The organism is Streptomyces wuyuanensis, assembly GCF_900103455.1.
GTDB lineage: Bacteria > Actinomycetota > Actinomycetes > Streptomycetales > Streptomycetaceae > Streptomyces > Streptomyces wuyuanensis.
Genome location: NZ_FNHI01000033.1, coordinates 14122 through 36811, shown reverse-complemented (window position 1 = coordinate 36811; position 22690 = coordinate 14122). Strand labels below are relative to the sequence as shown.

General features: G+C 69.7%; 17 protein-coding genes and 1 pseudogene. 5 read left to right on the top strand and 13 right to left on the bottom strand.

The window, feature by feature from the left end; genetic code table 11:
* Nucleotides 1–17: 17 nt before the first annotated feature.
* On the bottom strand, nt 18–812 hold the full coding sequence (locus BLT82_RS34230; protein WP_244529875.1) for a helix-turn-helix transcriptional regulator: 795 nt from the start codon (nt 810–812) through the stop codon (nt 18–20).
* 294 nt (nt 813–1106) lie between these two features.
* Here BLT82_RS34230 and BLT82_RS34225 point away from each other — a divergent pair, with 294 nt between their 5' ends.
* On the top strand, nt 1107–2015 hold the full coding sequence (locus BLT82_RS34225) for an NADP-dependent oxidoreductase (RefSeq protein ID WP_093662055.1): 909 nt from the start codon (nt 1107–1109) through the stop codon (nt 2013–2015).
* A gap of 144 nt (nt 2016–2159) precedes the next feature.
* The gene (locus tag BLT82_RS34220; RefSeq protein WP_093662053.1) at nt 2160–4046 is read left to right on the top strand and encodes an AMP-dependent synthetase/ligase; all 1887 of its coding nucleotides are present in this window, start codon (nt 2160–2162) and stop codon (nt 4044–4046) included.
* A 298-nt stretch (nt 4047–4344) separates the two neighbouring features.
* On the opposite strand, the gene BLT82_RS34215 is transcribed toward BLT82_RS34220, so the two are convergent.
* The 10 genes and pseudogenes from BLT82_RS34215 to BLT82_RS34170 form a co-directional block, all read right to left on the bottom strand.
* Nucleotides 4345–5250: a hypothetical protein gene (locus BLT82_RS34215; protein ID WP_244529874.1), complete on the bottom strand. Its 906-nt coding sequence runs from the start codon at nt 5248–5250 to the stop codon at nt 4345–4347.
* 258 nt (nt 5251–5508) lie between these two features.
* Nucleotides 5509–6216, bottom strand: coding sequence for a hypothetical protein (locus BLT82_RS36955; RefSeq protein WP_143041577.1), 708 nt, complete (start codon nt 6214–6216; stop codon nt 5509–5511).
* Between the two features lie 137 nt (nt 6217–6353).
* A complete protein-coding gene (locus BLT82_RS34205; RefSeq protein WP_093662049.1) occupies nt 6354–6776 on the bottom strand; it encodes an SsgA family sporulation/cell division regulator in 423 nt (140 codons plus the stop codon).
* A gap of 204 nt (nt 6777–6980) precedes the next feature.
* On the bottom strand, nt 6981–7319 hold the full coding sequence (locus BLT82_RS34200; RefSeq protein WP_093662047.1) for a hypothetical protein: 339 nt from the start codon (nt 7317–7319) through the stop codon (nt 6981–6983).
* 686 nt (nt 7320–8005) lie between these two features.
* Nucleotides 8006–8541 (bottom strand): annotated as a pseudogene (locus BLT82_RS34195) (RNA-guided endonuclease InsQ/TnpB family protein); the annotation flags it as partial.
* Between the two features lie 427 nt (nt 8542–8968).
* Nucleotides 8969–9592 (bottom strand): malonic semialdehyde reductase, encoded by a 624-nt coding sequence (locus BLT82_RS34190; RefSeq protein WP_093662045.1) that lies wholly within the window; start codon nt 9590–9592, stop codon nt 8969–8971.
* A 145-nt stretch (nt 9593–9737) separates the two neighbouring features.
* On the bottom strand, nt 9738–11756 hold the full coding sequence (locus BLT82_RS34185) for an acetoacetate--CoA ligase (protein WP_093662043.1): 2019 nt from the start codon (nt 11754–11756) through the stop codon (nt 9738–9740).
* Between the two features lie 16 nt (nt 11757–11772).
* Nucleotides 11773–13386, bottom strand: a complete 1614-nt coding sequence (mhpA, locus tag BLT82_RS34180; protein WP_093662041.1) for a bifunctional 3-(3-hydroxy-phenyl)propionate/3-hydroxycinnamic acid hydroxylase MhpA — start codon at nt 13384–13386, stop codon at nt 11773–11775.
* Nucleotides 13383–14321: a fumarylacetoacetate hydrolase family protein gene (locus BLT82_RS34175; RefSeq protein ID WP_093662039.1), complete on the bottom strand. Its 939-nt coding sequence runs from the start codon at nt 14319–14321 to the stop codon at nt 13383–13385. The genes mhpA and BLT82_RS34175 overlap by 4 nt, the downstream gene beginning before the upstream one ends.
* A complete protein-coding gene (locus BLT82_RS34170) occupies nt 14318–15463 on the bottom strand; it encodes a VOC family protein (protein ID WP_093662037.1) in 1146 nt (381 codons plus the stop codon). The genes BLT82_RS34175 and BLT82_RS34170 overlap by 4 nt, the downstream gene beginning before the upstream one ends.
* 136 nt (nt 15464–15599) lie before the next feature.
* On the opposite strand from BLT82_RS34170, the gene BLT82_RS34165 reads away from it, so the two are divergent.
* Both BLT82_RS34165 and BLT82_RS34160 read left to right on the top strand, forming a co-directional pair.
* Nucleotides 15600–16235: a TetR/AcrR family transcriptional regulator gene (locus BLT82_RS34165; protein WP_093662035.1), complete on the top strand. Its 636-nt coding sequence runs from the start codon at nt 15600–15602 to the stop codon at nt 16233–16235.
* Between the two features lie 68 nt (nt 16236–16303).
* Nucleotides 16304–16960, top strand: coding sequence for a TetR/AcrR family transcriptional regulator (locus BLT82_RS34160; RefSeq protein ID WP_093662033.1), 657 nt, complete (start codon nt 16304–16306; stop codon nt 16958–16960).
* 310 nt (nt 16961–17270) lie between these two features.
* Here BLT82_RS34160 and BLT82_RS34155 read toward each other — a convergent pair whose 3' ends face one another.
* Together BLT82_RS34155 and BLT82_RS34150 are read right to left on the bottom strand one after the other, a co-directional pair.
* A complete protein-coding gene (locus BLT82_RS34155) occupies nt 17271–18317 on the bottom strand; it encodes a zinc-binding dehydrogenase (protein ID WP_093662031.1) in 1047 nt (348 codons plus the stop codon).
* A 159-nt stretch (nt 18318–18476) separates the two neighbouring features.
* Nucleotides 18477–21698, bottom strand: a complete 3222-nt coding sequence (locus tag BLT82_RS34150) for a bifunctional cytochrome P450/NADPH--P450 reductase (protein ID WP_093662029.1) — start codon at nt 21696–21698, stop codon at nt 18477–18479.
* A gap of 242 nt (nt 21699–21940) precedes the next feature.
* On the opposite strand from BLT82_RS34150, the gene BLT82_RS34145 reads away from it, so the two are divergent.
* Nucleotides 21941–22684 (top strand): TetR/AcrR family transcriptional regulator, encoded by a 744-nt coding sequence (locus BLT82_RS34145; protein ID WP_244529873.1) that lies wholly within the window; start codon nt 21941–21943, stop codon nt 22682–22684.
* Nucleotides 22685–22690: the final 6 nt, after the last annotated feature.

The window sequence follows — 22690 nt, the reverse complement described above, 5'->3', positions numbered from 1 at the left end:
ACAGCCCTGAAAGCCTCTTACCGCTGGGGGCATGCCATCGGCGAACCGCTCAGCCGCTTCAACGCGCTCTCCGCAGTGCCGTGGACAGCCGTGAAGACGACCAGCGACTGGCCCTCGTCGCCGGGGAGGGAGAGGGTTTCGTACGCGAGGTCGAACCTCCCGGCCAGGGGGTGGTTGAAGCTCTTGGTGCCGTACGTCTTCTCCCGGACGTCCTGGGCCGCCCACAGGATACGGAACTCGGGGCTGTGCGCACTGAGCTCGGCGACGAGGTGCCCCAGACGGGAATGGTGCGCGTGACGCGCGGCGGAGAATCGCAGGTAGCCGATGGTCTGACGGGCGACCTGATCCCACTGCGGGTACAGGCTGCGTGCCGCCGTGTCCAGGAAGATGTGACGGGCGAGGTTCGGTCCGCCTGCCGGCGCACCGGCCAGGCCGGGGACCAGGGCCAGAGCAAGCTCGTTGGCGGCGAGAACGTCCATCCCGGGGTCGAGGACGTAGGCGGGCACGGCACCCACCGCATCCAGCAGCCGACGGACGTCCGCACGGACCCTCCGGGCCCCGGGGGGCGACTGTGCCGGCCGACGCTGCGGAGGGTGCGCCAAGTCGTGCAGATGGGCCCGCTCGGTCGCGTCCAGCCGCAGTACACGGGCCAAGGCATCCAGCACGGCGTCCGAGGGATTGGTCGCTCGCCCCTGCTCCAGGCGCGTGTAGTAGACGGTGCTCACTCCCGCGAGTCCCGCCACCTCCTCGCGGCGGAGTCCCGGCACCCGCCGCCGGCCCAGCGCCGGAACGCCCGCGGCCTCAGGCGTCACGTGCGATCGCCGTGAACGAAGAAATCTGCCCAGCTCACGTGGCTGCTTCACGGCTCCCCGGATCCTCTCGGCACAGTGGGACGCCGTCTGCCCCGCGCCTCCAGCGTCAGTATGCCCTGCCCGGAGCACGCTGCCCTGAATCTCGTCAGTACCCCCTCCTCACCGCGAAAGGGGGGTACTGACGGGGTACTGGCCGGCAGGGTCCCCCCGGTCCACGGTTGAGCTCAGTGCGCACCGCGCACGGCCGTCGCCGCCAGCGGTGTCGGCTCGTTCCCGCCCCCTGGAGCACCGGTCATGCGAGCAGTAACCTTCTCCCGCCACGGCGACGAAAGCGTCCTGGAACTGACCGAGCAGCCGGTACCGGCCCTCGCGGACGGGCAGCTCCTGATCAAGGTGCGGGCCGCCGGGGTGAACCCCGTCGACTGGAAGTTCCGTGAGGGAGCGGTCGGCACGGACCGCCCCTTCCCCCTGGGCATGGGCTGGGATGTGGCGGGGACGGTCGTCGCGACGACGGCGGCCGACGGCCCGGCTGTCGGTGACGAGGTGTGCGGCATGCTGCCCCTGCCGTACGCCGGCGCCTATCAGGAGTTCGCCGTGCTGCCGGTCTCCGCCGTGGCCCCCAAGCCCGTCGAGCTGTCGTTCGCCCAGGCGGCGGCCGTCCCGCTGGCGGCCCTGACCGCCTGGCAGTCGCTCGTCGCCGCCCAGGTGACCGCGGGTCAGCGCGTCCTGGTTCACGGTGGCGCGGGCGGGGTCGGTCACTTCGCCGTTCAGCTCGCCAAGGCTTGCGGGGCGCGTGTCGCGGCCACCGCCTCGCCGCGCAATCTCGGCTTTCTGCGCCGGCTCGGCGTCGACGAGCCCCTGGATCGCACGGAAGACCACCCGCTCGACATCGAACCGGTCGACGTCGTCATCGACACCGTCGGCGGCCGCACGCAGCAGGAGTCGTGGCGGCTGTTGCGTCCGGGCGGCGTGCTCATCACCCTGCCGGAACCGATCGACGAGACGTACCGCGTGCCGGGTATCACGGGGCGGCGCGTCATCGTCGCTCCGGACGGCGAGGCGCTGCGCCGCATCGGGCAGCTCATCGACTCAGGAGCAGTCCGCGTCGAGGTCCAGGACGTCCTGCCCCTGGAGAAGGCCGCAGAAGCGCAGCTGATCAGCAGGACCGGCCAGGTCCGCGGCAAGCTCGTGCTCAGCCTCTGAACGGGATCGTGGCGACTCCGGCTGCGATCAGGCCGGCTCCCAGCCCCTTACGCGCAGGCAGACTTCCCCCTAGTGTGACCATCGCTTGCGAGTTACCTGTCAGTAAACCGCTCGAAAACGGCGCCCCCGGGCCCGGAGGTCAATGTGAGTTCCGCGCAGTCCCTTGTCGACAACCGCCCGGTTTCCGTGGCGCATCTCTTCCTCTCACGAGTCGAAGCCACACCCGACCGGGAGGCATACCGCTATCCCGTGCCGGCCGGCGACGGCGCTGCCGACGCCGAGCAGTGGCACTCGCTGACCTGGGCGCAGACCGCCGAACGCGTGAGGGCGATCGCAGCCGGCCTGCTGGCCCTGGGGGTGCGGCCCGAGGAGCGGGTGGCGATCTCCTCCTCCACCCGGGTCGAGTGGATCCTGGCCGACCTGGGGGCGATGTGCGCGGGCGCCGCCACCACCGCCGTCTACCCCAGTACCCATGCCGACGAGACGGTGTACATCCTCGCCGACTCCGGCAGTCGGGCGATTTTCGTCGAGAACGCGGTCCAGCTGGACAAGTTCGCCTCCGACATCGAACGCCTGCCCGGGCTCGGCCACGCGATCCTCTTCGACCCCGGGGCGGACCTCCCCCGGGTGGAGGGGCTGGAGGTGCTCTCCCTCGCCGAGTTGGAGAAGCGGGGTACGGCGTACCTGGATCAGCATCCGGATGCGGTCGAGGAGACGGTCCGGGCCATCGAGCGGGAACAGCTCGCCACCCTGATCTACACCTCGGGCACGACGGGCCGCCCCAAGGGCGTACGCCTGGTGCACGACTGCTGGTCATACCAGGGGGTCGCTCAGGAGGCGAGCGGGCTGCTGCGCTCCGACGACGTGCAGTTCCTGTGGCTGCCACTGTCCCATGTCTTCGGCAAGGCCCTGATCTCCGGTCAGGTCAGGACCGGCCACGTGATGGCGGTGGACGGGAGGATCGACCGGATCATCACCAACCTGCCCGCCGTCCGGCCCACTCTGATGGCGTCGGCGCCGCGGATCTTCGAGAAGGTCTACAACGGCATCGCGGGAAAGGCGAGAGCCGAGGGGGGTGCCAAGTACAAGATCTTCCTCTGGGCGGCGAAGGTCGCCCGCGCCTATGCCCGGACGGAACAGGAGAGCAGGGCGGCGACCGGACGGCGCAGGGTGCCCCTGTCGCTCGCCGTGCAGCACGCCGTCGCCGACCGGCTGGTGTACGGCAAGATCCGCGCGGCCTTCGGGGGCAACCTGCGCGGCAGCGTCTCGGGCAGTGCCGCCCTCGCCCCGGACATCGGCTACTTCTTCGCCGGTGCCGGTGTGCACATCCTTGAGGGCTATGGACTGACCGAGACCAGTGCGGCCTGCACCGTCAACCCCGTAGACGACTACCGGGTCGGCACGGTCGGCAGACCGCTGCCCGGTACCGAGGTGCGCATTGCCGAGGACGGCGAGGTCCTGTTGCGAGGCCCCGGTGTCATGCGCGGTTACCACAACCTTCCGGAGAAGACCGCGGAGGTGTTGGAGAGCGACGGATGGTTCCGCACCGGCGACATCGGGGAGGTGGACAAGGACGGTTACGTCCGGATCACCGACCGCAAGAAGGACGTGTTCAAGACCTCGGGCGGCAAGTACGTGGCGCCCACCGAGATCGAGGGCCGCTTCAAGGCCATCTGCCCGTTCGTCAGCAACATCCTGGTCATCGGCGACGGCCGCAACTTCTGCTCCGCCCTGATCGCCCTGGACGAGTCCGCGATCATGTCGTGGGCAGCGTCCCAGGGCCACGGCGACCGCTCGTATGCCGAGACCGTCTCCTCGCCGCAGATCCGCGAGCTGATCGATGGCTTCGTCCAGCGGGTCAACGGCGACCTGCAGCGGTGGCAGACGATCAAGAAGTTCGCTGTGCTCCCGCGCGATCTCGATATCGAGCACGGCGAACTCACCCCGAGCCTCAAGGTCAAACGGCCCGTCGTGGAGCGCGAGTACGCCCGGGTCATCGACGAAATGTATGAGGGCGCCCGCGAGGCCTAACCCCGAGTATTCGGCGAAATTAAGGGATCTGACGCCTCGATAGCAGAAAGGTGCCGTTGACCTGCGAGGATACACAGGTGCGCTGCTCGTCCTCGTCGTCGCCGGGGATGGTGATCTACTCCATCCACGCATCCGGCAGGGGTTCGCCGGCGAGCACAGCGGCCAGGCCGCGTCTCGCGAGGCGTGCATCCAGGGCGCCGTGGGACAGAGGTGCGATGCCGAAAGGGTCGCGCAGGGCCGGATGGTCGGGCAGGGGGCCGCCGGGCGGTGGCGCATCGAGGTGGCCGAGAGCCCCCGATCATGACGGGGGCATCGGGCGGCGCCGTCCGGTCAAGGCCCGCATCCGGGCGTCCAGGCCGTCCCAGGCCGCCGCAGTGGCGGGGTCGGCGGGGCGCGGGCCCAGCCCGGGCACATGGGTGATGGCATGGCGGGTGCGCCACAGTTCCACCAGCGCGGCGGTGGTGGCCCACGCGTGACGGCGCCGAGGAGCGCTGGTGGGCGGCGGACCCCCCGAGGGGGCGGGCCCAGGCGGGCGGGAAGTTGGCCAGGATGCGGTGGCGCTCGGCGAGGTGGCCGGCCCAGTGCCCGGGGTGTCGGGATGGGTGAGGGCGTGGGGAGTCGGCGACCCAGGCGGGAATCTGTGCGCGGTGGTTGGGGCGGTGCGGGGCGTGGTCGGGCAGGCGCTCACGGAAGCGGAGCTCGGCACTGATTTTGTCGGTGACGGCGTCGGCGCGGGCCAGCGCCGCGCGCGCCGACGCCGGCGGTCGGCCACGGCGGTACGCCGCGTCGAGAGGGTGCTGCGGACCTGGCCCAGTGAGGTGACGCTGTTGGTGGCCCGCTCGCGCTGGAAGTCCTCGCGTGCGGCGTCGCGCCAGTGCAGGGCGCGGCGCAGCCGGGACTCGCGGGTGAGGGCGGCGATCACACGCCGGGCGGTGTCGGACAGCGGGGTCTTGTTCGCCTGAGCGCGGCGATTCTGGGCTCGTACGGCAGCCATTCGGGCGGCGAGGTCGCGGCGGGTGAGCTCGCCCTTGGGTCGATGGTCCCAGGCGGGAGGGGTGTGGCCGTCGGGTGTGGTGACGGGGGCGGGCAGGTGAGTGAAGGCGGCGTCGGCGGCCTGGAGCGCCTCGCGGGCGGCAGCCCGGTGGGCGGCGAGCCGGGTGAGGGTGTGCAGTCGGGCCTCAAGGCATGATCGCTCGCCGTCCAAGTGACCTCTCCGACGCCCGATGGTCTCTTTGACGGGCAGCAGAGTGCTGCATACCCGGGAGCCTGCGGCCGGTGGGTGTGCTGGGAGACAAGCAGGGGATGCGCGCCCTTCGCCAACGCCATGTATCACCTGCGCCTGGCGTGGGCGCAGTGAGCAACGGCGACTGGGCACCGGACGGGCGCAACGCCGTCACGACGTGCCGTACGTGCAGTGCACCAACGCGTCCGCCCTTGGCGAGCTCACGACCATCTTCCCGATCTACAGGTCCGTACCGGCGTTGCCCTCGTCGTTCGAAGAGTCTCGCCGTTTGGTCTCGCCCTTGGCGGAAGAACCCTTCTCATGCCCCTCCAGCAGCTCTAGGAGCGCAGCGTCTGCCTTTCTCTGGTCGTCCTTCGTCAGTTCGACAGGGACGTTGTTGTAGACGGTGTACCGGTCGGGATAGATGATGTTGGTGGTCCTCAAGGTGAACGTCAGAAGCGAGCGCCAACCCTTGCGGTGGCCAACCCTCACTTGGATTCGGACCTTGTAGTCACGGGCCTCCGGTACCAACCCGGAAAACGGTGCCTCGAACTCGATGAAGAGTTGTTGCGCTTCTCTGCCGGCCACAACGAATCCGGCCGGCAACTTCGGTTCCTCGTCTGGCCCGGGTTGGAGACGGGATGGTGAAGACTTCCACAGGAGCGGAAGATGAGAGGCCGGCTCATCGGGGAAGCTCAGCATGAGGTCGTGCACGACTATCGGCTTGGCACCGGTGTTGTGAAAGACGAGCGGAAGCCGCAGGCGAATCATGGAGCCGTGGCAAATCGCTGCAAAGGAATGAGGCTCCCATGTCTCCAGGCGCCCCTGTCTGGCGTTGATCCACCAGAATGAGGCAACGGTGAAGACCAACGCACTGACCGACACAACGCTGGCCGCAGAAAGCGATGAGGACGCATTCTGATCAGCAGCGGCCATCAGCGGAAGCACAAGTTCAGTGTGCCAGCCTCAGGGTGGACACGCTAAACGTCGCCCATGGGGAAACGGCAGCTGGTCAGGGCGGTCTCGGCCTGCAACGGCACGTTTGCTGCAATCGCAGCTAGAGCCTGGTTCTGGGCAGGAGAACCTCAGCCTTCGGCGAGGAGGTGCCTCAGCATCGCGTCCGAGTCGATGCGCTCGGACTCGGATCCTCTGGGCACGAGTGCCTCCGTCTCGTGCAAGAACCTCTTGATGTCCTGCGCCGTAGCTTCGAGCAACGCCACACCGTCTGGCGGCTTGAGGACGATGTACACAGCACCGCGGTCGCGCTCGCCAGCTGGCCATATCTGGACGTCTCCCTCGCCGACGGGGCCTTTCAGGCCATCGATCAGCAGATCGCGTCCGATGATCCATTCCACCGCCTCGTCGCTTCCGTCTGCGGTGAACGCGACACGAACGGCATAAGGATCACTGGGCTCGTACCGCAGCCTCATGCACATGGACAGGGACATCTCCTGCGAGACGACAAGCCGGACAGATAGACCCTGTATCACGGTTCTCATTGACTTCATGGATTCGCTCCTGGTGCCTTGACCACACGAGGACGGCTGCGGCGGGACCGGTGGCGGACGGCACGAGAACGCTCACAGGAGCTGCATCTCGTGCCCGTCGCCAGGTTTCCGACCGGTCGGCAGGAGCTGACGAAGCCACCGCACGGCCGGGGGCATCACAGGGATGCAGGCAACCTCGGTTGCCAGACGAGAGCCGTGTTCGTGTCAGCGGCCACTGCCGTGCCGGTCGTGGTTGGTGCGGCTCCCGCCGTCGCGGTCCCCACCATGACCGCCCCACGACGACCTGGTGCCCTGATCCCGGCGGTGGCCGTCACTACGATCCCAGCTGCTCTCGCCGTCGTAACGGTCGTCGCTCCGATCCCGGCTGTGCTCGCCGTCGCAGCCCGAGTAACGGTCGTCGGCCTCGACATTGACGGTCGGGCGCTGGGCATGCCCAGACGTCGCTGTTGCGGCCGCCGCGGCACCCCCGGCACCGACAACGGCTCCGCCTGCCACGGCAATGGAGGCGATGGCGACACACACGCGCTTCTTGAAGCTGCTCACGGGTTTCTCCTTCGAATTAGAGAGCGATCCGCCGACGCGACGGCGCTCCTGTCACTGGTGCATTTCGTGGGGCGCTGCGCGAATGCAACAGCGTTTGCCGGCTTCGGCTGGCCCTGCGTTCGCGTCACCGAGCGCGAGAGTTTGCTGTTACAGCAAGCCTCAAGGTTCCGTACGCCGTACGGAACCACTCCCCGAGTTAACCATACGACGTATGGAAATGCTAGTGGGAAGTTCCGTCGTGCTAGCCAGGTGCACGCAGCGTTCGGAGGCGGGTGCGACGCCGGGGTCGGCGAATCGCAGCAGGGGAAGCCGTAGTGCAAGAGGTCGAACAGGGCGCGGCCGTCCCGCAGCAGCACGTCGGTGGCCGCGCGCCCGGGCAATGTCCGAGCCGAGTCTTGGGCGGGCGCGGCCCGAGCCACCATTCGCTGTGCACGGCGGCCCGGTAGACGGCTTTCCCCGCACGACGCTGTGTCGGGCGACGTACGGTTGACAGGGGCATGGGCCGCCGCTCCCGCTCGTAGGCACGCAGGAGGCCGGGAGTTCCCCAGCCCTGGAGCACCGCGGCGGGCTGCGACCCCGAGGCCGCACGGCGTCGCCGGTGCCGGCAGCCACCGGTTGGGGCATCTGTGACTCCTCCCCCGGATGAATCCGGGGGCATGTCCTGTCGGTGGTGAGGCCACGTCGGGAAGGACCAGCCCGGCCCTGTTGGCGACGTTGAGTGCGCCGACCGGGTCGGCGTTGGCGGTATGGCCGCAACTGGTGCACTCGAACTTTGCTTGAGTGGTGCGGTTCTCGCCGGACACGGGCCCGCCGGCAGGGCAGGTGCGGGAGGTGCTGCGGGGTCCATCGGGATCAGCTTGCGACCGGCGCTTTCAGCCTTGTGCGCGAGGATGCCCAGGAGAACCCCCAACCCGCCTCATGAACACTCTCGTTCAACCCGGTTTTGGCTGCGGCCCGTTCGGCATGAAGCCGCCGGGCGTCTCGGGGTCGGGCTTGGGCCAGGGGGCGCGGACCATGTTCGCGATGCTCAACCGCTCGTGCGCAATCTGGTCGTAGGGTCGGACCATTGCCAGAGCGGTTTGTGCGCGTGATCGGTGCGCTGCCGACGCACCTTGGGATGCAGCGTGGTGGCGACCTACTCCACCGCCCGGCGGTGCCGAGCGCTTCGATTGTTCCGCTTCCGGTGCGGGAATGCCGTGAGGGCCCGCTCGGCTTCGGCGAGGGCTGTGTGCAGGCCCCGTGAACTGGGCATCTGCCGCAGATAAGGGAACGGCGATGGCCTTGCCCTCGAACGGTCCGGCATGCCGAGCGAGGGGGTACGGGAACGCGAGCGCGACGTCGTCCACGAAGAACTCGAAGACTGCCTCGGAGCCGGTGCCGGCCAGTGGGCGACGGGATCCGCGCCGGCGCGGTCGAGAAGAGGCTGCAGAACACGATGGCGCTTGTTCTGCGCCCGTAGCGGATCACGCGCGCGGTGGTCCGCGGCCGGGGGCGGTCCATCACAGCCACTCAGGCAGGGGCGAACCGGGCGCCGACGCTCAGGAGAGCACCGGCGCCCACGGCATGGCGCCTCTCACCTCTACGCCGACCGCGCTCGGGTGCTCGGACTTCGGATCCCGATTCCGCGCAACCAGGCGGCGACAGTGCCGTCAGGCCCAGGCGACGGCGTCCTCGACGGGCACGCGGGGCAGCCGCGGGAACCACGGGTCGGCACCGGGGTGACCGATGTTGACCACTAGATGCGAGCGCCAGCTGGTACCGGCGAAGAACTCCTCGTCCACGCCGGCCCGGTCGAAGCCCGCCATCGGACCAGCCGCCAGCCCCGCTGCGCGCACCGCAAGCAGGAAGACCCCGGTCTGCAGTGCCGAGTTGTAGGCGGCAAGGCTCTCGCGCGTCTGGATCTGGTCGGCGAACGCCGCTCGCAGCATCTCGCCGCGGGCCGGGAAGACTGTCGGCATCTGCTCGTGGAAGTCGACGTCGTACGCCAGGATCGCCACGGCCGGCGCTTGAAGCGTCTTGGCCCTGTTGCCCTCGTCGAGATGCTCGGCCAGTCGCTCCTTGCCCTCGCGGGTGCGCACGAAGAGCACGCGCAGAGGCTGGCCGTTGGCGGCGCTCGGTGACCAGCGGGCGAGTTCCCAGATCATGGCGAGTTCGTCGTCGGCAACGGCCACCTCGGCAAAGGTGTTCGCGGTGCGGGCCTCGGTGAACAGCACCTTTCGCCCTGCGTCGTCGAGGGCGTCGAGGGCCTGCGGTTCGCGGTCGGTCGTGCTCATGGTTTCTCTCTTGCTTCCGTTGTGTGGATGATGCGGTGCCGGGGCGGGTTGACCGCCCCGGCACCGCCCGGTGGGGACGGGGGTCTGCGGAGCCGGGCGGCACAGGGATCTGGTGGCTGTCACGTGGCCTTGCGGCCCGTCGACGTCATGTGGGCCGGGTCGATCGCTTGCTCCGCTCGGTGCCCAGGCGGGCGAAGTAGGAGATCAGTTCGGGGTTGTCGACCGCCGAGGGGTTCAGGACCTGCTCGGCGGGGGTGCCCTGGAGCAGGCGCTTGACGGGAACCTCGAGCTTCTTTCCGGTCTTCGTGTGCGGGAGGGCCGGTACGCCCAGGATTTCGTCGGGGACGTGGCGGGGTGAGGCGCCGGTGCGGATCGCGTCGCGGATCTTCTCGCGCAGGGAGTCGTCCAGGCCGACCCCGTCGGCGAGGACGACGAAGAGCGGCATCCAGTAGCCGCCGTCGGGTTCCTCCGCGCCGATGACGAGGGCCTCGGTGATCTCGGGGAGGCGTTCGACGATGTCGTGGATGTCCGCACTGCCCAGGCGTACGCCGTTGCGGTTCAGGGTGGCGTCGGATCGGCCGTGGACGATCACCGAGCCGTGGGAGGTGTGGGTGATCCAGTCGCCGTGCCGCCACACACCGGGGTAGGCGTCGAAGTAGGCGGCACGGTAGCGGCTGCCGTCGGGGTCGTTCCAGAAGTGCAACGGCATGGACGGCATCGGCCGGGTGACGACCAGCTCGCCGAGCCGGTCGAGGACCGGGGTGCCCGTCGCGTCGTACGCGGCCAGCGCCACGCCCAGGCCGGGAGTGGACAGCTCGCCCGCCCAGACCGGGGTCGTCGGGGCGCTGCCGGCGAAGCCGGAGACGACGTCCGTGCCGCCGCTGGTGGAGGCCAGCTGGACGCCGGCGCCCACGTGGTCGCGGACCCAGGGATAGGCGGAGGCGGGCAGCGCGGAGCCGGTGGAGCCGATGACGCGGATCGCCGACAGGTCGTGCACGGCGGGTTCGATGCCCAGCTTGCTCATGGCCAGCAGGTACTGCGGACTGGTGCCGAAGACGGTGACCTTGTGGCGGGCCGCCAGCTCCCACAGGATGCCCGGTCGCGCGACCGGCGCCGGGCTGCCGTCGTAGGTGCAGGTGGCGGCACCGGTCAGCAGGGCGGAGACGACCAGGTTCCACATCATCCAGTGGGTGGTGGTGTACCACAGCAGGCGGTCCCCGGGGCCGAGGTCGGTGTGCAGGCCGAGCATCTTGAGGTGTTCGAGCAGGACGCCGCCGTGCCCGTGGACGATGCCCTTGGGCAGGCCGGTGGTGCCAGAGGAGAAGACGACCCACAGAGGGTGGTCGAACGGCACCGGGGCAACAGTGAGGTGCTCGGTGCGGGCGGCGGCGTCTTCCCAGGGCACCGTCAGCCCCGGATGCCCGCCCTCGGGCCAGGCGAGCCCCACGTGGTCCACGCGCACTGTGGCCTTCAACGTGGGCAGGGCGCGGGCCAGTTCGAGTGAGGCGGTCCGGCAGTCGTGTGTGGTGCCGTTGAAGAGGTAGCCGTCCGCGGTGATCAGCACCGTGGGTTCGAGCTGGGCGAAGCGGTCGGCGGCGGCCTTGGGCGCGTAGTCCTGGCCGCACACCGACCACACCGCGCCCAGGCTGGCGGTGGCGAGGAAGGCGATGACGGCGTGGGGCGTGTGGGGGAGGTAGCCCACCACCCGGTCGCCCTGTCCGACGCCCAGGTCGCGCAGGGTGGCTGCGACGGAAGCCACCCGGGCGCGCAACTGCTGACCCGTGATCTCGTAGCCGGATCCGGTCTCGTTCAGCGCGGTGATCGCGGGGGAGTCCGGCTGCAGGTTGCGCAGCGCGTGGTGGGCGTAGTTGAGGGTGGCGCCGGGAAACCAGCGGGCGCCGGGCATGGTCTCCTCTGCCAGTACCCGCTCGTACGGAGTCGTCGCATCGACGGCGAAGTACTCCCACACCGCGGCCCAGAACCCTTCCAGGTCGGTGATGGACCAGCGGTACAGGGCCTGGTAGTCGGTGGGGTCCTGGATTCCTTCGGCGCCCTGGTGCCGGGCCGCCCATCGGGCGAAGTCCGCGATGCGGCTGCGGGCGGCCGTCTTCGGGTCGGGAGTGAAGAAGGGTTCCGGATACGGCGTGGGGTGCAGGGTGCTCATGGTGTGGTGCTCCTCGTCAGGGGACGTGCCGGACATCGGCGGGACGGCGGGCCGTGTGCAGCAGGGGAGCCCAGGCGGCGGTGTCCGTGAAGTCGCCGGTGCCGGCCGGGACCGTGTCCATCACGACGCGGTCGGGGCGCAGCAGGACGGCGTCGGCCCGGCCGCGTGCCAGCCAGGCGGCCAGGGCGCCGTCGTCGCCCAGGTCGTCGACGCGGATGGTGCGTGCGCCGAGCGCCGTGGCCACGGCCGTCATCTGCGCAGTGGGCGGCACAGCGGTCAGGACGGCGAAGGAGTCACCCAGGAGGTCGTCGAGGCGCACTCGCCTGCCGTCGTGCAGCACCCAGGGCTGTGGGCAGAAGGTGCCTGCCGGCATGCGGCGGATGAGCCCGGGGCGGCGCCGTACCAGCGGGCCGGCGGTCAGGGCGGGGCTGAGGTCACGGCTCACCGCCGCGGTCACGCCGGGAAGACGGCAGACCGCGCCCACGACGGCCCGGCGAACCGCAGCACCGCGGTCCTGCCCACCTGTCATGGCCCAGCCGACGGCGACCGCGACGCGGATCACGCGGCGAGCGTGTGGCTTGCGCTCACGTTCGTAGGTGTCCAGCAGCCCCTCGTCCGCGCCCTGACGGAGGACGCGAGCGAGTTTCCAGGTGAGATTGCGGGCGTCGCGCAGGCCCGCGCACAGACCCTGCCCGACGAAGGGCGGGGTCAGGTGGGCGGCGTCGCCCAGCAGGAAGACACGCCCCCTGCGCCACCGGTCGGCGAGACGGGCGCGGAAGGTGTACTGCGCCTGCCGGATCACCTCGAAGTCGTCGCCCAGGGAGGGGTCGGACGGCAGGTCCGCCCAGGGGGCGACCAGATTCCGCAGGCGCTCCCATCCGTCCGGGCCGTCCAGGGGCTGGTCGTCGGGCAGCCGGAACTCCCAGCGGTAGCGGTCTTCGCCGACGCGCATGAACGTGGCGGGCCGGGTGGGGCAGCAGATCTGCTCGGCGCCTTCCCAGGTGCGCACCTGGCGGCTGGTACGCACGTCGATGACCCGCCAGCTCTCCTGAAAGTGCAGGTCCTCCCATACGGCGCCGACGGCGTCGCGGGTGATGCTGCCCGCGCCGTCGCAGCCGAGGACGGCATCGGTCCACAGGTGCTCCTCCTCATCGCTGCCGTCGCGACGGAAGGTGACCCGGACCGGACCGGTCGCATCGTTGGGTCCATTGGTGTCCTGGGTGACGGACACGACCTCCACCCCGCCCCGCAGCTCGCACTCGGGGCGGTTCGCCAGGGCGTCGCGCAGCAGGCGTTCCAGCTCGGGCTGGTCGAACATGCTGGTCTGCGGGAAGCCGTGATGCCCTTGCGGGGACCGCGCGAACTCGGCGATCACGCGGTGCCGGGCGTCCAGCAGCCGCAGCCCGCGTGCCGGGCGGGCGAGGGCGGCGAACTCCTCATGGACGCCGACACTCTGCAGGATCCGGCGGACCTCGTCGTCCACGACGACGGCCCGCGGCAAGGGGTAGACGTCCTGGTGTCGTTCCATGACGACGCTGCGCACTCCGCGTCGGGCGAGCAGGAGAGCGGCCGTGACCCCCACGGGTCCCGCACCAATGATCACGACCGGTGTCCGGGATGCGGCGCTCATGGGGCGCCCGTCACAGAGGTCCGCTGCTCGCCGAGGTCGATTCGTCCGTCCCCGGTGGCGATCGTGGCGGTGACGAGGTCACCGTCGCGCAGGTAACGGGGGTTCCTGGCCTGGCCCTTGAAGAACGCCTTCCACCTCACCGAGGGGGGCAGCAAGGCACTGATCTTGGCGATCGGCTTGAGCGGGGCTTTCAGGGCCGTGCCGCCGGGAGTGCCGGTCAGCAGCAGGTCGCCCGGGTCGAGGGTCTGAAAGCGGGCGAGCAGGGTGAGCGCCTGGGCGGGCCTTACGATCATGTCGGCGAGCGTGCGGTCCTGACGCGGTACGCCGTTGACCGACAGCCGCAGCCGCAGGTCGAGCAGGTGGGCGAAGTCCTCGGGCTCCAGCAGGGCGAGGTAGGGCCCCGTCGGCGTGAAGGTCGGATAGGACTTGCTCTCGTAGAACTGGGTCTTGGTCAGCTGGACGTCGCGGGCACTGACGTCGTTGGTCAGCACAAGGCCGGCAACGTAACGGGGCAGGTCCCGCTCCTCGACGACGGTGCCCACGGGCAGGGGGGCGCCCATGACGAGGCCGAGTTCCACCTCGTAGTCGAGGAACTTCACGTGCGCGGGCCGGACGATCTCCTCGTGCGGGCCGCTGACCGAGCCGGACGCCTTGCGGAAGAAGGTGGCCGGGATGTCGCCGGTGAAGCCCGAATCCTTGGCGTGGCTGCGGTAGTTGACCATCTGGGCGACCACCCGGCACGGGGTGGTGACCGGAGGCAGCGCCACCAGGTCGGCGACGGGCGTGCCGCTCCCGGCGGAGGCGGCGGCCTCGCGGACCGCGTCCCGGTCGGCGAGCAGCTCGGCGGTGGTGACCGCCTTGGTCTCGACGCGGACGGCGCGCTCGCCCCGGACAGCCCACCAGCCGTCGGTGGTGCGCAGAACGTTGGTGCTCATGAGCTCATCGCTTTCATCAGGCCCAGCAGGCGTGCGGGGTCGAGTTCGTTGTCGCCGCGCAGGGCCGTCATGACCTCGCGCAGCTTGGCGGGGGACGGGTTCGTGCCCAGGAAGTCACGGGTGACCGGCGGGCCCCACTGGGCGAGGCCGCTCGCCGACATCGGCGCCCAGCCGGGCTCCAGGTCACAGGAGAAGAGGTCGCCGTCGGCGAAGTGCTCCAGCATGAAGCGGTCGGGGTCGCGCCAGTAGTCGAAGAGCTGGCTGCCCTGGATGTGCCGGCCGATGCCCCAGCTGCGCTGGTAGCCGCGTTCGGCCAGGTACTCCCCACCGGCGGCGATCGCGTCGAGGTCGGTGACCTGGTAGGCGGAATGGACATAGCCGGTTGCGGGTCCCAGGTGCAGGGCCAGCGTGTGGTGATCCACGGCCAGGCTGCCCTGGTCGCACCGGATGAACGCCATCGTCGGCCCGCGCCCGCGCTGACCGTCCAGGAACAGGAAGTCGGACACGATCATCCCGAGGGTGTCCAGGTACCAGTCCAAGGTGCGGGCGAACAACGGTGTCTCCAGCACCACATGGCCCAGCCGCTGGATGCGGGACGGCTCACGGGGCGGGCGCTGGGTGGCGTTCGTCCGACGGTGATCAGTACCGAAGTTGAGAATCAGCGGCTGCTGATGGGGCAGCGCGGGCAGCTGCTCGGCGCAGTGCACGACCCGGACCGGCAAGCCCGAGGGGTCGAGCAGGCCGACGGCCTTTCCGCCGCCGGGTGCGTCCAGGTCCCGCACGTCCCCGCCGGTGTCACGGGCCAGACGGTCCAGATCGACACGCTCGGCCGCACGGAACGCAGGCCCGATGAAGCGGGACGCAATCCCCTTGCGGATCACCATGCACGGCGAGCCGGCGAACGTGCCCCGCAGCCACAGCTCCCCCTCGGTGCGGGCGGCGATCGCGAACCCGAAGTCACGGGCGAAGACCTCGGCCCGGTCCAGATCCGGCTTCTCGAACTCCAGCCAGGCCAGGTCAGCCACCTTGATCACGGGATTGCGGGCTCGTCCGGGGTGCTCTCCGCGCAGGGCGCCCTGCTCGCTGTGGAGATCTTGGTGGGGCGTCCGGGGATCGGCCCTGTCAACGGGGGTTTCGAACATGGTGCCCTCCAAGCAACATTGCCGTAATGAGAAAATCATCAACTTTGCTGAGACTCATCGTCAATAGGGTGAGGCCAAAGAATTGATGACTTCATCAGTGATGCGAGACTCATCGTGGCGTTGTTACACTCGCCGCATGCCGACGTCAGCCCCTCCCAAGAACCGCTTCGAGCGGCGCCGCGCCGAGACTCGTCAGGCACTCGTCCGTGCGGCCCGGCAGATCCTCGCGGAGACCGGGGACACCAGCGCCAGCATCCAGGCCATCGCCGAGCGCGCGGACGTCGGTTTCGGCTCCTTCTACAACCACTTCGAGTCGAAGACGGACCTGTTCGACGCCGCCGTGACGGACGCCCTGGAGGAGTTCGGCCAGGTCATCGACGAGCGCGTGGAGGGGATCGAGGACCCGGCCGAGCTTGTCGCGGCGGGCTTCCGGCTCACGGCCCGGATGGCCGACTCGCACCCGGAACTCATGCGGATCCTGCGTGATCGCGGTCTGGCCCAGATTCACTCAGAACGCGGACTCGCCCCGAGAGCCCTGCGTGACCTGGAGCGCGGCATCGCCTCGGGCCGCTTCGCCTGCACCGATGCGACCACGGCGCTGTCCGCCATGGGCGGGACCCTGCTGTCCCTCGTGGCGCTGAGGCTGGCCCGCCCCGACCTCGACGGCGACGAGACCGCCTCCGACCTGGCCGAAATGGTCCTTCGCATGCTCGGCGTCCCCCCGGACGACGCCCGTGAGGTCACCCGGCGCCCCCTGCCGAACCTCACCTGATGCCCTGACCGAGGGTGCCGCCGGATGTGAGAAGCCGCCTGCGGCGGCTCACTGATACCATACGATGTATGGAAAAGTCAAGGAAGGCTCCCCGGGGGACCAGGAAGAGGGCCGTCCCCCTCACCAAGGACGGCATCCACGCCATGGCGCTGCAGCTCATCGACGCCGATGGGGTCGAGGCGCTCACCATGCGTAAGCTCGCGACCGCGCTGGATGCGAATCCGATGTCGCTGTACCACCACGTGCCGAACAAGGACGCAGTGCTGCGTGGCGTGGCCGAGAGCGTCGGCTCGCGGTTCCGCGCGGGAGAGCGGGAGGACATCCCCTGGCAGGACCGTCTTCGCCGACTGGCTCTCGACTTCCGTGAACTGTCGCACCGCCATCCGAAACTGATGGCGTACTCCTTCGCGCGAGCCGACTACGTCCAGCCGGAGGACCCCTTTTGGCAGGGGCTCATCGACATCCTGGCCGCCGCGAAACTGCCGGCCTCGGAGATCCCGCGCGTCGCCGCCTCCCTGTGCGCGGTTTTCACGGGGCTGCTGCTCAGCGAACTCACCGGAGCGCTGCAGCGGTGGACCACCCTGCCGCCGGCGCCGGTCGGCGCCGACGGGGAACACCCCCCCGCTCCCGCGAAGAACGTGATCGACGCGATGTTCAACTGTGCGCTCGACGCCACGATCGTCGGCCTGGAGAGCCACGTAGCACGAACCCGCGAGGAGCCGTGACGGAGCGGAGCGGCCGCCGTGGGCTCGGCTGACGCACTCGACCTCACCGCCTCAGTGGCGCCAACCATCTCGGCCTGTACGCCGAGGCGATCAGCCGCTCCGGCGAGCAACTGGGCACCTTTCGCCAGGCATTCACTCATCTCGACCTCATCAGTGCCATGTTCGACCTGGCCCGCGCAGTGGGCTGACCGCCGTCCTCCAGTTGCCGCGCCCACGCCTCCTCGGAAAGCCGTGGGCACCGGCGCTCCCTCAAGCACCGGCGCCCACTCACCCCTGCCCGAGGTGGCTTTGATGTCCCGCTGGACAGCTGTCAGGGGACGAGGATGAGGCGGATCGGGTCGCCGATCTTGTTCTCCAGTCGGTGGACGGCGTCGGCCGCGTCGGCGAGCGGGATGTGGTCGGTGATGGAGGGGGCGAGGTCCAGGCGGCCTGCTGCGGTCAGCTGCACCAGCTCGGAGACGGACTCGGGGGTGCCGCCGTAGTGGCCGCGCACCTGCTTCTCCATGTAGTTGAAGGTCAGGCCCTCGGTGATGGTGAGGGGCCTGGGCGAGATGCCGACCAGGATGAGGGAGCCGCCCAGGCCGAGCACGGAGGCGGCCTGCTCGCGGACGGCGGGAACGCCTGCGCAGTCGAAGGCGAAGTCGAGGCCTCGTCCAGCGGTGGCCGCGTACACCTGGTCGGCGAAGTCCTCGGCCGTCGGGTCGAGGGCGAGATCCGCGCCGAACGCCAGCGCGCGCTCGCGGGCGCTGGGCAGCGGGTCGACGGCGATGATCGGGGCGGCGCCGACCAGGCGGGCGAGGCGTACGTTGTGCGCACCGACTCCGCCCACGCCCCAGACACCGACGGACTGGGCGGCACGGACGCCCGCGGTGGCGACGACGGCGGCGTAGGGGGTGGAGACCGCGTCGGGGATGATCGCGGCCTGGTCGAAGGGGAGACTGTCGGGAATGGGGATGAGGGTGTCCTCGCGGGCGATCACATACTCGGCCCAGCCGCCGTCGTAGTCGATGCCGGCGGTGAGCATCTGGGTGCAGGGGCGGTGGCGCACGCATCCGGCGCACTTACCGCAGGTCTTGCCGGCCTCCAGGGTGACGCGGGCGCCGACGGCCAGGCCGCGCTTGAGGTCGGGGCCGAGCGTGTGGATCACACCGGAGACCTCGTGGCCGACGGTGACCGTGTCGGAGGTGGCGAACAGCGGGACGAGGGAGCCGTCGAGCAGGTGGACGTCGGAGAGGCAGACGCCGGCGGCCTTGACCTCGATGAGGACCTCGCCCGGGCCCGGCACGGGGATCGGGACCTCTTCCACGGCGAACTTCTTGCTGTCCAGGTGGAAGCGTCCGGCGAGCATGGTGTCCATGGTGATCTGCTTTCTGTGAGCGGCACGGCCCGGTGGTTCGGGCCATGGGTGCCATGGGGTGTCTGAATGGCTGGTGGGGCCGGGAGACGTGCGGGGGAGGCAGGACGTCCGCACGCCTCCCGGCGGCTGGGGTCGGCGCGCCTTGACGGCGTGCGACGGTCAGGCGAAGACGTCCTGCTGGTAGCGCTCGTCCGCTTCGAGCTGGGCGAGCCACTGCTGGGCGGTCTCGTCGTCGCTGCCGGTGTTCTGGCGGTAGATGGCGGCGAGGGCCTCGCGGACGGCGGGGGCCATGCGGCGGCCGTCACCGCAGACGTAGATGTACGCGCCGTCCTGGATGGCCTGCCACACGGTGTCTGCGGCGTTCGCGATGGCGTTCTGCACGAACCGGGCGGGGTGGCCGGTCACCGCGGAGTAGGCGGTGTGCACCTGGGCGATGCCGACCTGCTGCCAGTCCTGCATCTCCTGGCGGTAGAAGTAGTCGTGCTCCGGGTGGCGGCAGCCGACGAAGACCTGGGACAGGCCCACCCGGGTGCCGTTCGCGTGCTGTGTCGCCCGCTCTTCCAGGAAGCCGCGCAGTGGCGCGATGCCGGTGCCGGGGCCGATGAGGATCAGCGGCGTGGCAGGGTCGGCGGGCGGGGCGAAGGTCGGGGAGGGCACGCGGACGTAGCCGTAGACGACGTCACCGGGCTCGAGGCCTGCGATGTAGGAGGAGCAGGTGCCGCGGTACTGGCCGTCGCCGGACAGGGCCGGGCCCTCCAGCAGGCCGACGGTCAGGCGTACGTGGCGCGGGTTGGCCGACGGGGCGGAGGAGATGGAGTAGAAGCGGGGACGGATGGGGCCCATCATCTCCAGGAAGACCGCCAGCGGCAGTTCGACTGCCGCGAAGCGCTCCAGCAGGCCCAGCACCGAGATGCGCTTGCCGAGGATCTCCTTCTGGTAGCGCTCCTCGGCCTCCTGGGTGTCGGCCGTGTACGCCTGCAGCTGCGGCCGGGTCCACGGGCACTCGGTGTGCTCGGCGAGCGTCTGTATCTGGGAGCGGGTGGCCACGTCCTGCAGCTCCAGGAACTCGGTGAGCAGCAGGCCGGCGGTGACCGGGGTGCCGACCGGCAGGTGGGTGCGGCCACCGGCTGGCTGGTCGAGCCGGAGCACCTGGTCGTAGTCGACGCCGAGCCGCCTCAGGGCGCGCTCCACCAGAGCGAGTTCGTTCTTGGCGAAGACGGCCAGGTGGTTGCCGGTGTCGTAGGTGACGCCCTCGGGCAGCTCGAAGGTTATGGACTTCGCGGACGGGCGCGGCGGCTCGATGCTGAAGTCCCACAGGCCGGTCGCGTCGGCCACGAGCTCGTCGTTGGTCACCACGGTGAGCGGGTACGCCTGCTCGGAGACGATGGCGGGGCGCACGTCCGCCTCGGTGAGCAGCTGGACCTGGTAGCGGGGGCCGCTGGCCTGGGAGGTGTCGGCGGCGTACTCCTCGGCCAGAGTGGCCCACAGGGTGTCCATCCACCGCGTGGCCATGCCGTCGAAGTCACCGGCGGCGTCCGCGATGCCGCGCTCGACGACGGGGGTGGCGCCGGCGGCCAGCAGGCCTTCCTCGATCCGCTTGGGGAAGGCCTGATAGGTGGCCACCCACTGAGTGTTGCCGGCACCCAGCAGCGCGTACCGCACGTTCGCCAGTGAGCCCTCGGGCAGTCCGGCGGCGAGCAGATCGTCGAAGCGCTGGGCGTTGTCGGGGGCCTTGCCGTTGTAACTGGCGGCCACGACGACGAGCAGACCCTCGGTGGGCAGATTGTCGCCCAGCTCGTCCAGGCTGGTCAGCGTGGTGCCGAAACCGGAGCGCTCACTGCGGTCGGCGATGGTGCGCGCCAGGTCCTCACAGCTGCCCAGGCTGGAGCCGTACGCGATGGTCAGGTTCACCCCGACACCGCTGACCGTGGCCGATCGCTGGTCGTCGTCGCCTTTCAGGTCCATCGGGCCGAACACGGTCCGCTCGTGATCCTGGCGGGTCCGCACAACGAGGTTGAAGTCGCCGGGCTTGCGGGTCAGCGCTTCCCGCACGTCCATCTTGTAGTCGTTCGGGTCGGAGAACTTGAACTTCTGCAGCGCCAGCGCGAGGGCCAGGCGGGCCTCGGTCAGCGCGAACTGCCGGCCGATGCAAGCACGCACGCCGTTGCCGAACGGCTTGTAGGCGTGCGGGTGCTGCTGGACCCGGTTCTCAGGCAGCCACCGGTCGATGTCGAACTCGTGCGGCCGGTCCCACGCCTTGGGGTGGGTGTGCAGCGGGCCCATGAGGAGGTTGACCCGTGTTCCCTTCTTCAGCTCGTAGCGGTCACCGATGACGGTGTCCTCCAGCGGCGCCTTGGAGATCGCCGGGATGGGAGCCCACAGGCGCAGGGTCTCCTCCAGGATGCGCGGGATGACATCCAGCTGCATGATCGTGTCGTAGTCCGGGACGGTGTCGCCGGGCAGCAGGCGGTCCACCTCGGCGTAGGCCTGGGCCAGCACGTGCGGGTTGCGCATCAGCGAGTACGTGGCGAACGACAGCAGGCCGCTGGTGGTCTCGTGACCGGCGATCAGGAACGTCACCACCTGGTCACGGACATTGTCGTCGTACAGCCGTTCGCCGGTCTCCGGGTCGGTCGCTTCAAGCATCAGACCCAGCAGGTCTTCCTCGGCGCTGCCCCTGCCCTCGTGGCGCTCCTTGATCACACTGCCGACCAGGTCCTGCATCAGCCGGATGTTCTCGCCGTACCTCTTGGCGTCGGCCTTGCGGAGCTTGGTCATCACCGGCAGCTCCTGGGAGCGCCGCAGCGACTCGATCAGCGCCTCCAGAAGCGCGTTGAGGAAGGGGTGCAGCTCCTCGTCGGCGAAAGAGTCGAACCGGTAGCCGAACCCCGTAAGGGCGATGGTGTCCAGGGTGAGCCGGGTGTAGTCGTCGGTGATATTGACCGGCTGCCCCTCCCTGTGCTCCCACTTGCCCACCAGGTTCTGGGCGATCTCCAGCATCTGCCCGTAGTAGTTCTTCATGGCGCGCTGGCTGAAGGCCGGAAGGAGGATCCGATGTGCCATGGCCCACTCCTCCTCGCGCTGGTGGGCCGTGAACAGGCCCGCCCCCGTGTAGTCCCGGACGTGCTCCAGCGGCGTCTTCTCGATCTGCTTGAAGAACCGTGTCTCGTCGCAGACCTCGGCCACCAGGTCCGGGTCGTAGACGAAGACCTGCTCGATGCCGGCGATGTCCATGCCGTACAGGCCCTCGGGGAATTGCTTGGACAGCTCGCCGAAGTACTCCACCGGATTGGTGCCGGGGATCTGCGGCGTGTGGCCGAGCAGGGGTATCCCGCGCGGGGACCGGATGGGGCGGAGGTCGTTCGCGGATGACGTGGTCATGGCTTGCTCCTTTGTGGAGGGATGAGCAAGGGCGCCGGTCGATGCCGTGCTGCCCCACAGAAACATACGCCGTATGGAATTGATACCGTACGCCGTACGGAAAGCGAGCGCAACCCCGACCGGCCGAAGCGGCCACTCCGTCGCCGTGTGGCGGAGCTCATTTCCGTACGCCGTACGAAACCGATACCGTACGTCGTATGTCAAAGGAGAAGCGTCCCCCACGGGGCACAAGGAAGAGGGACGTGCCTCTGACCGAGGCCGGAATCCATGCCGCCGCCCTGCGGCTCATCGACGCGGAGGGGGTCGAGGCGCTCACCATGCGCAGACTCGCGACCGCCCTGGACGCGAACCCGATGTCGCTGTACCACCACCTCCCGAACAAGGAGGCCCTGCTACGCGGCGTGGCGAGGATGGTCGGCGCCCAGTTCCGCACCGTGACTCTGGAGGACGCTCCCTGGCAGGAGCGCATACGTCTGCTCGCGACGGATTTCCGGACGCTGGCGCACCGCCACCCCAACCTCATGGCCTACTCGTTCAGCCAGCCGGACTTCATCCAGCCCGAAGACCCGTTCTGGGCGGCGCTCACCAGGACGCTGGACGCCGCAGGGGTACCGCACTCGGAGGTCCGGCAGGTCGCTGCTCTCATGTGCGCCGTCGTCATCGGTGTCCTCATCGCCGAGCTCAACGGCGCGCTCCACCAGTGGTCGAACCTCGAGCCCACCGCCCCCGCCGCCGGCGAGGAAGGGCCCCCGAACACAGGCCCCGAGGAGGAGGACCGCATGTTCCGCCTGGTGCTGGACACGATCATCACGGGCCTGGACAGCCGCCTCACCGATGGTGACCGCCAGGGCGCCGGCCGAGGCGTTGCGGCTGAGGCAGGCCCGCGGTCGGGCGAGCCGGTCTTTGTCCCCAGGCAGCAATCAGTGTCCGGCTCGCGATGGCCGGGCCCGGCCCCGTCCTGCCGGCTGTGCGCCGAGTCGACCTGATGGCGT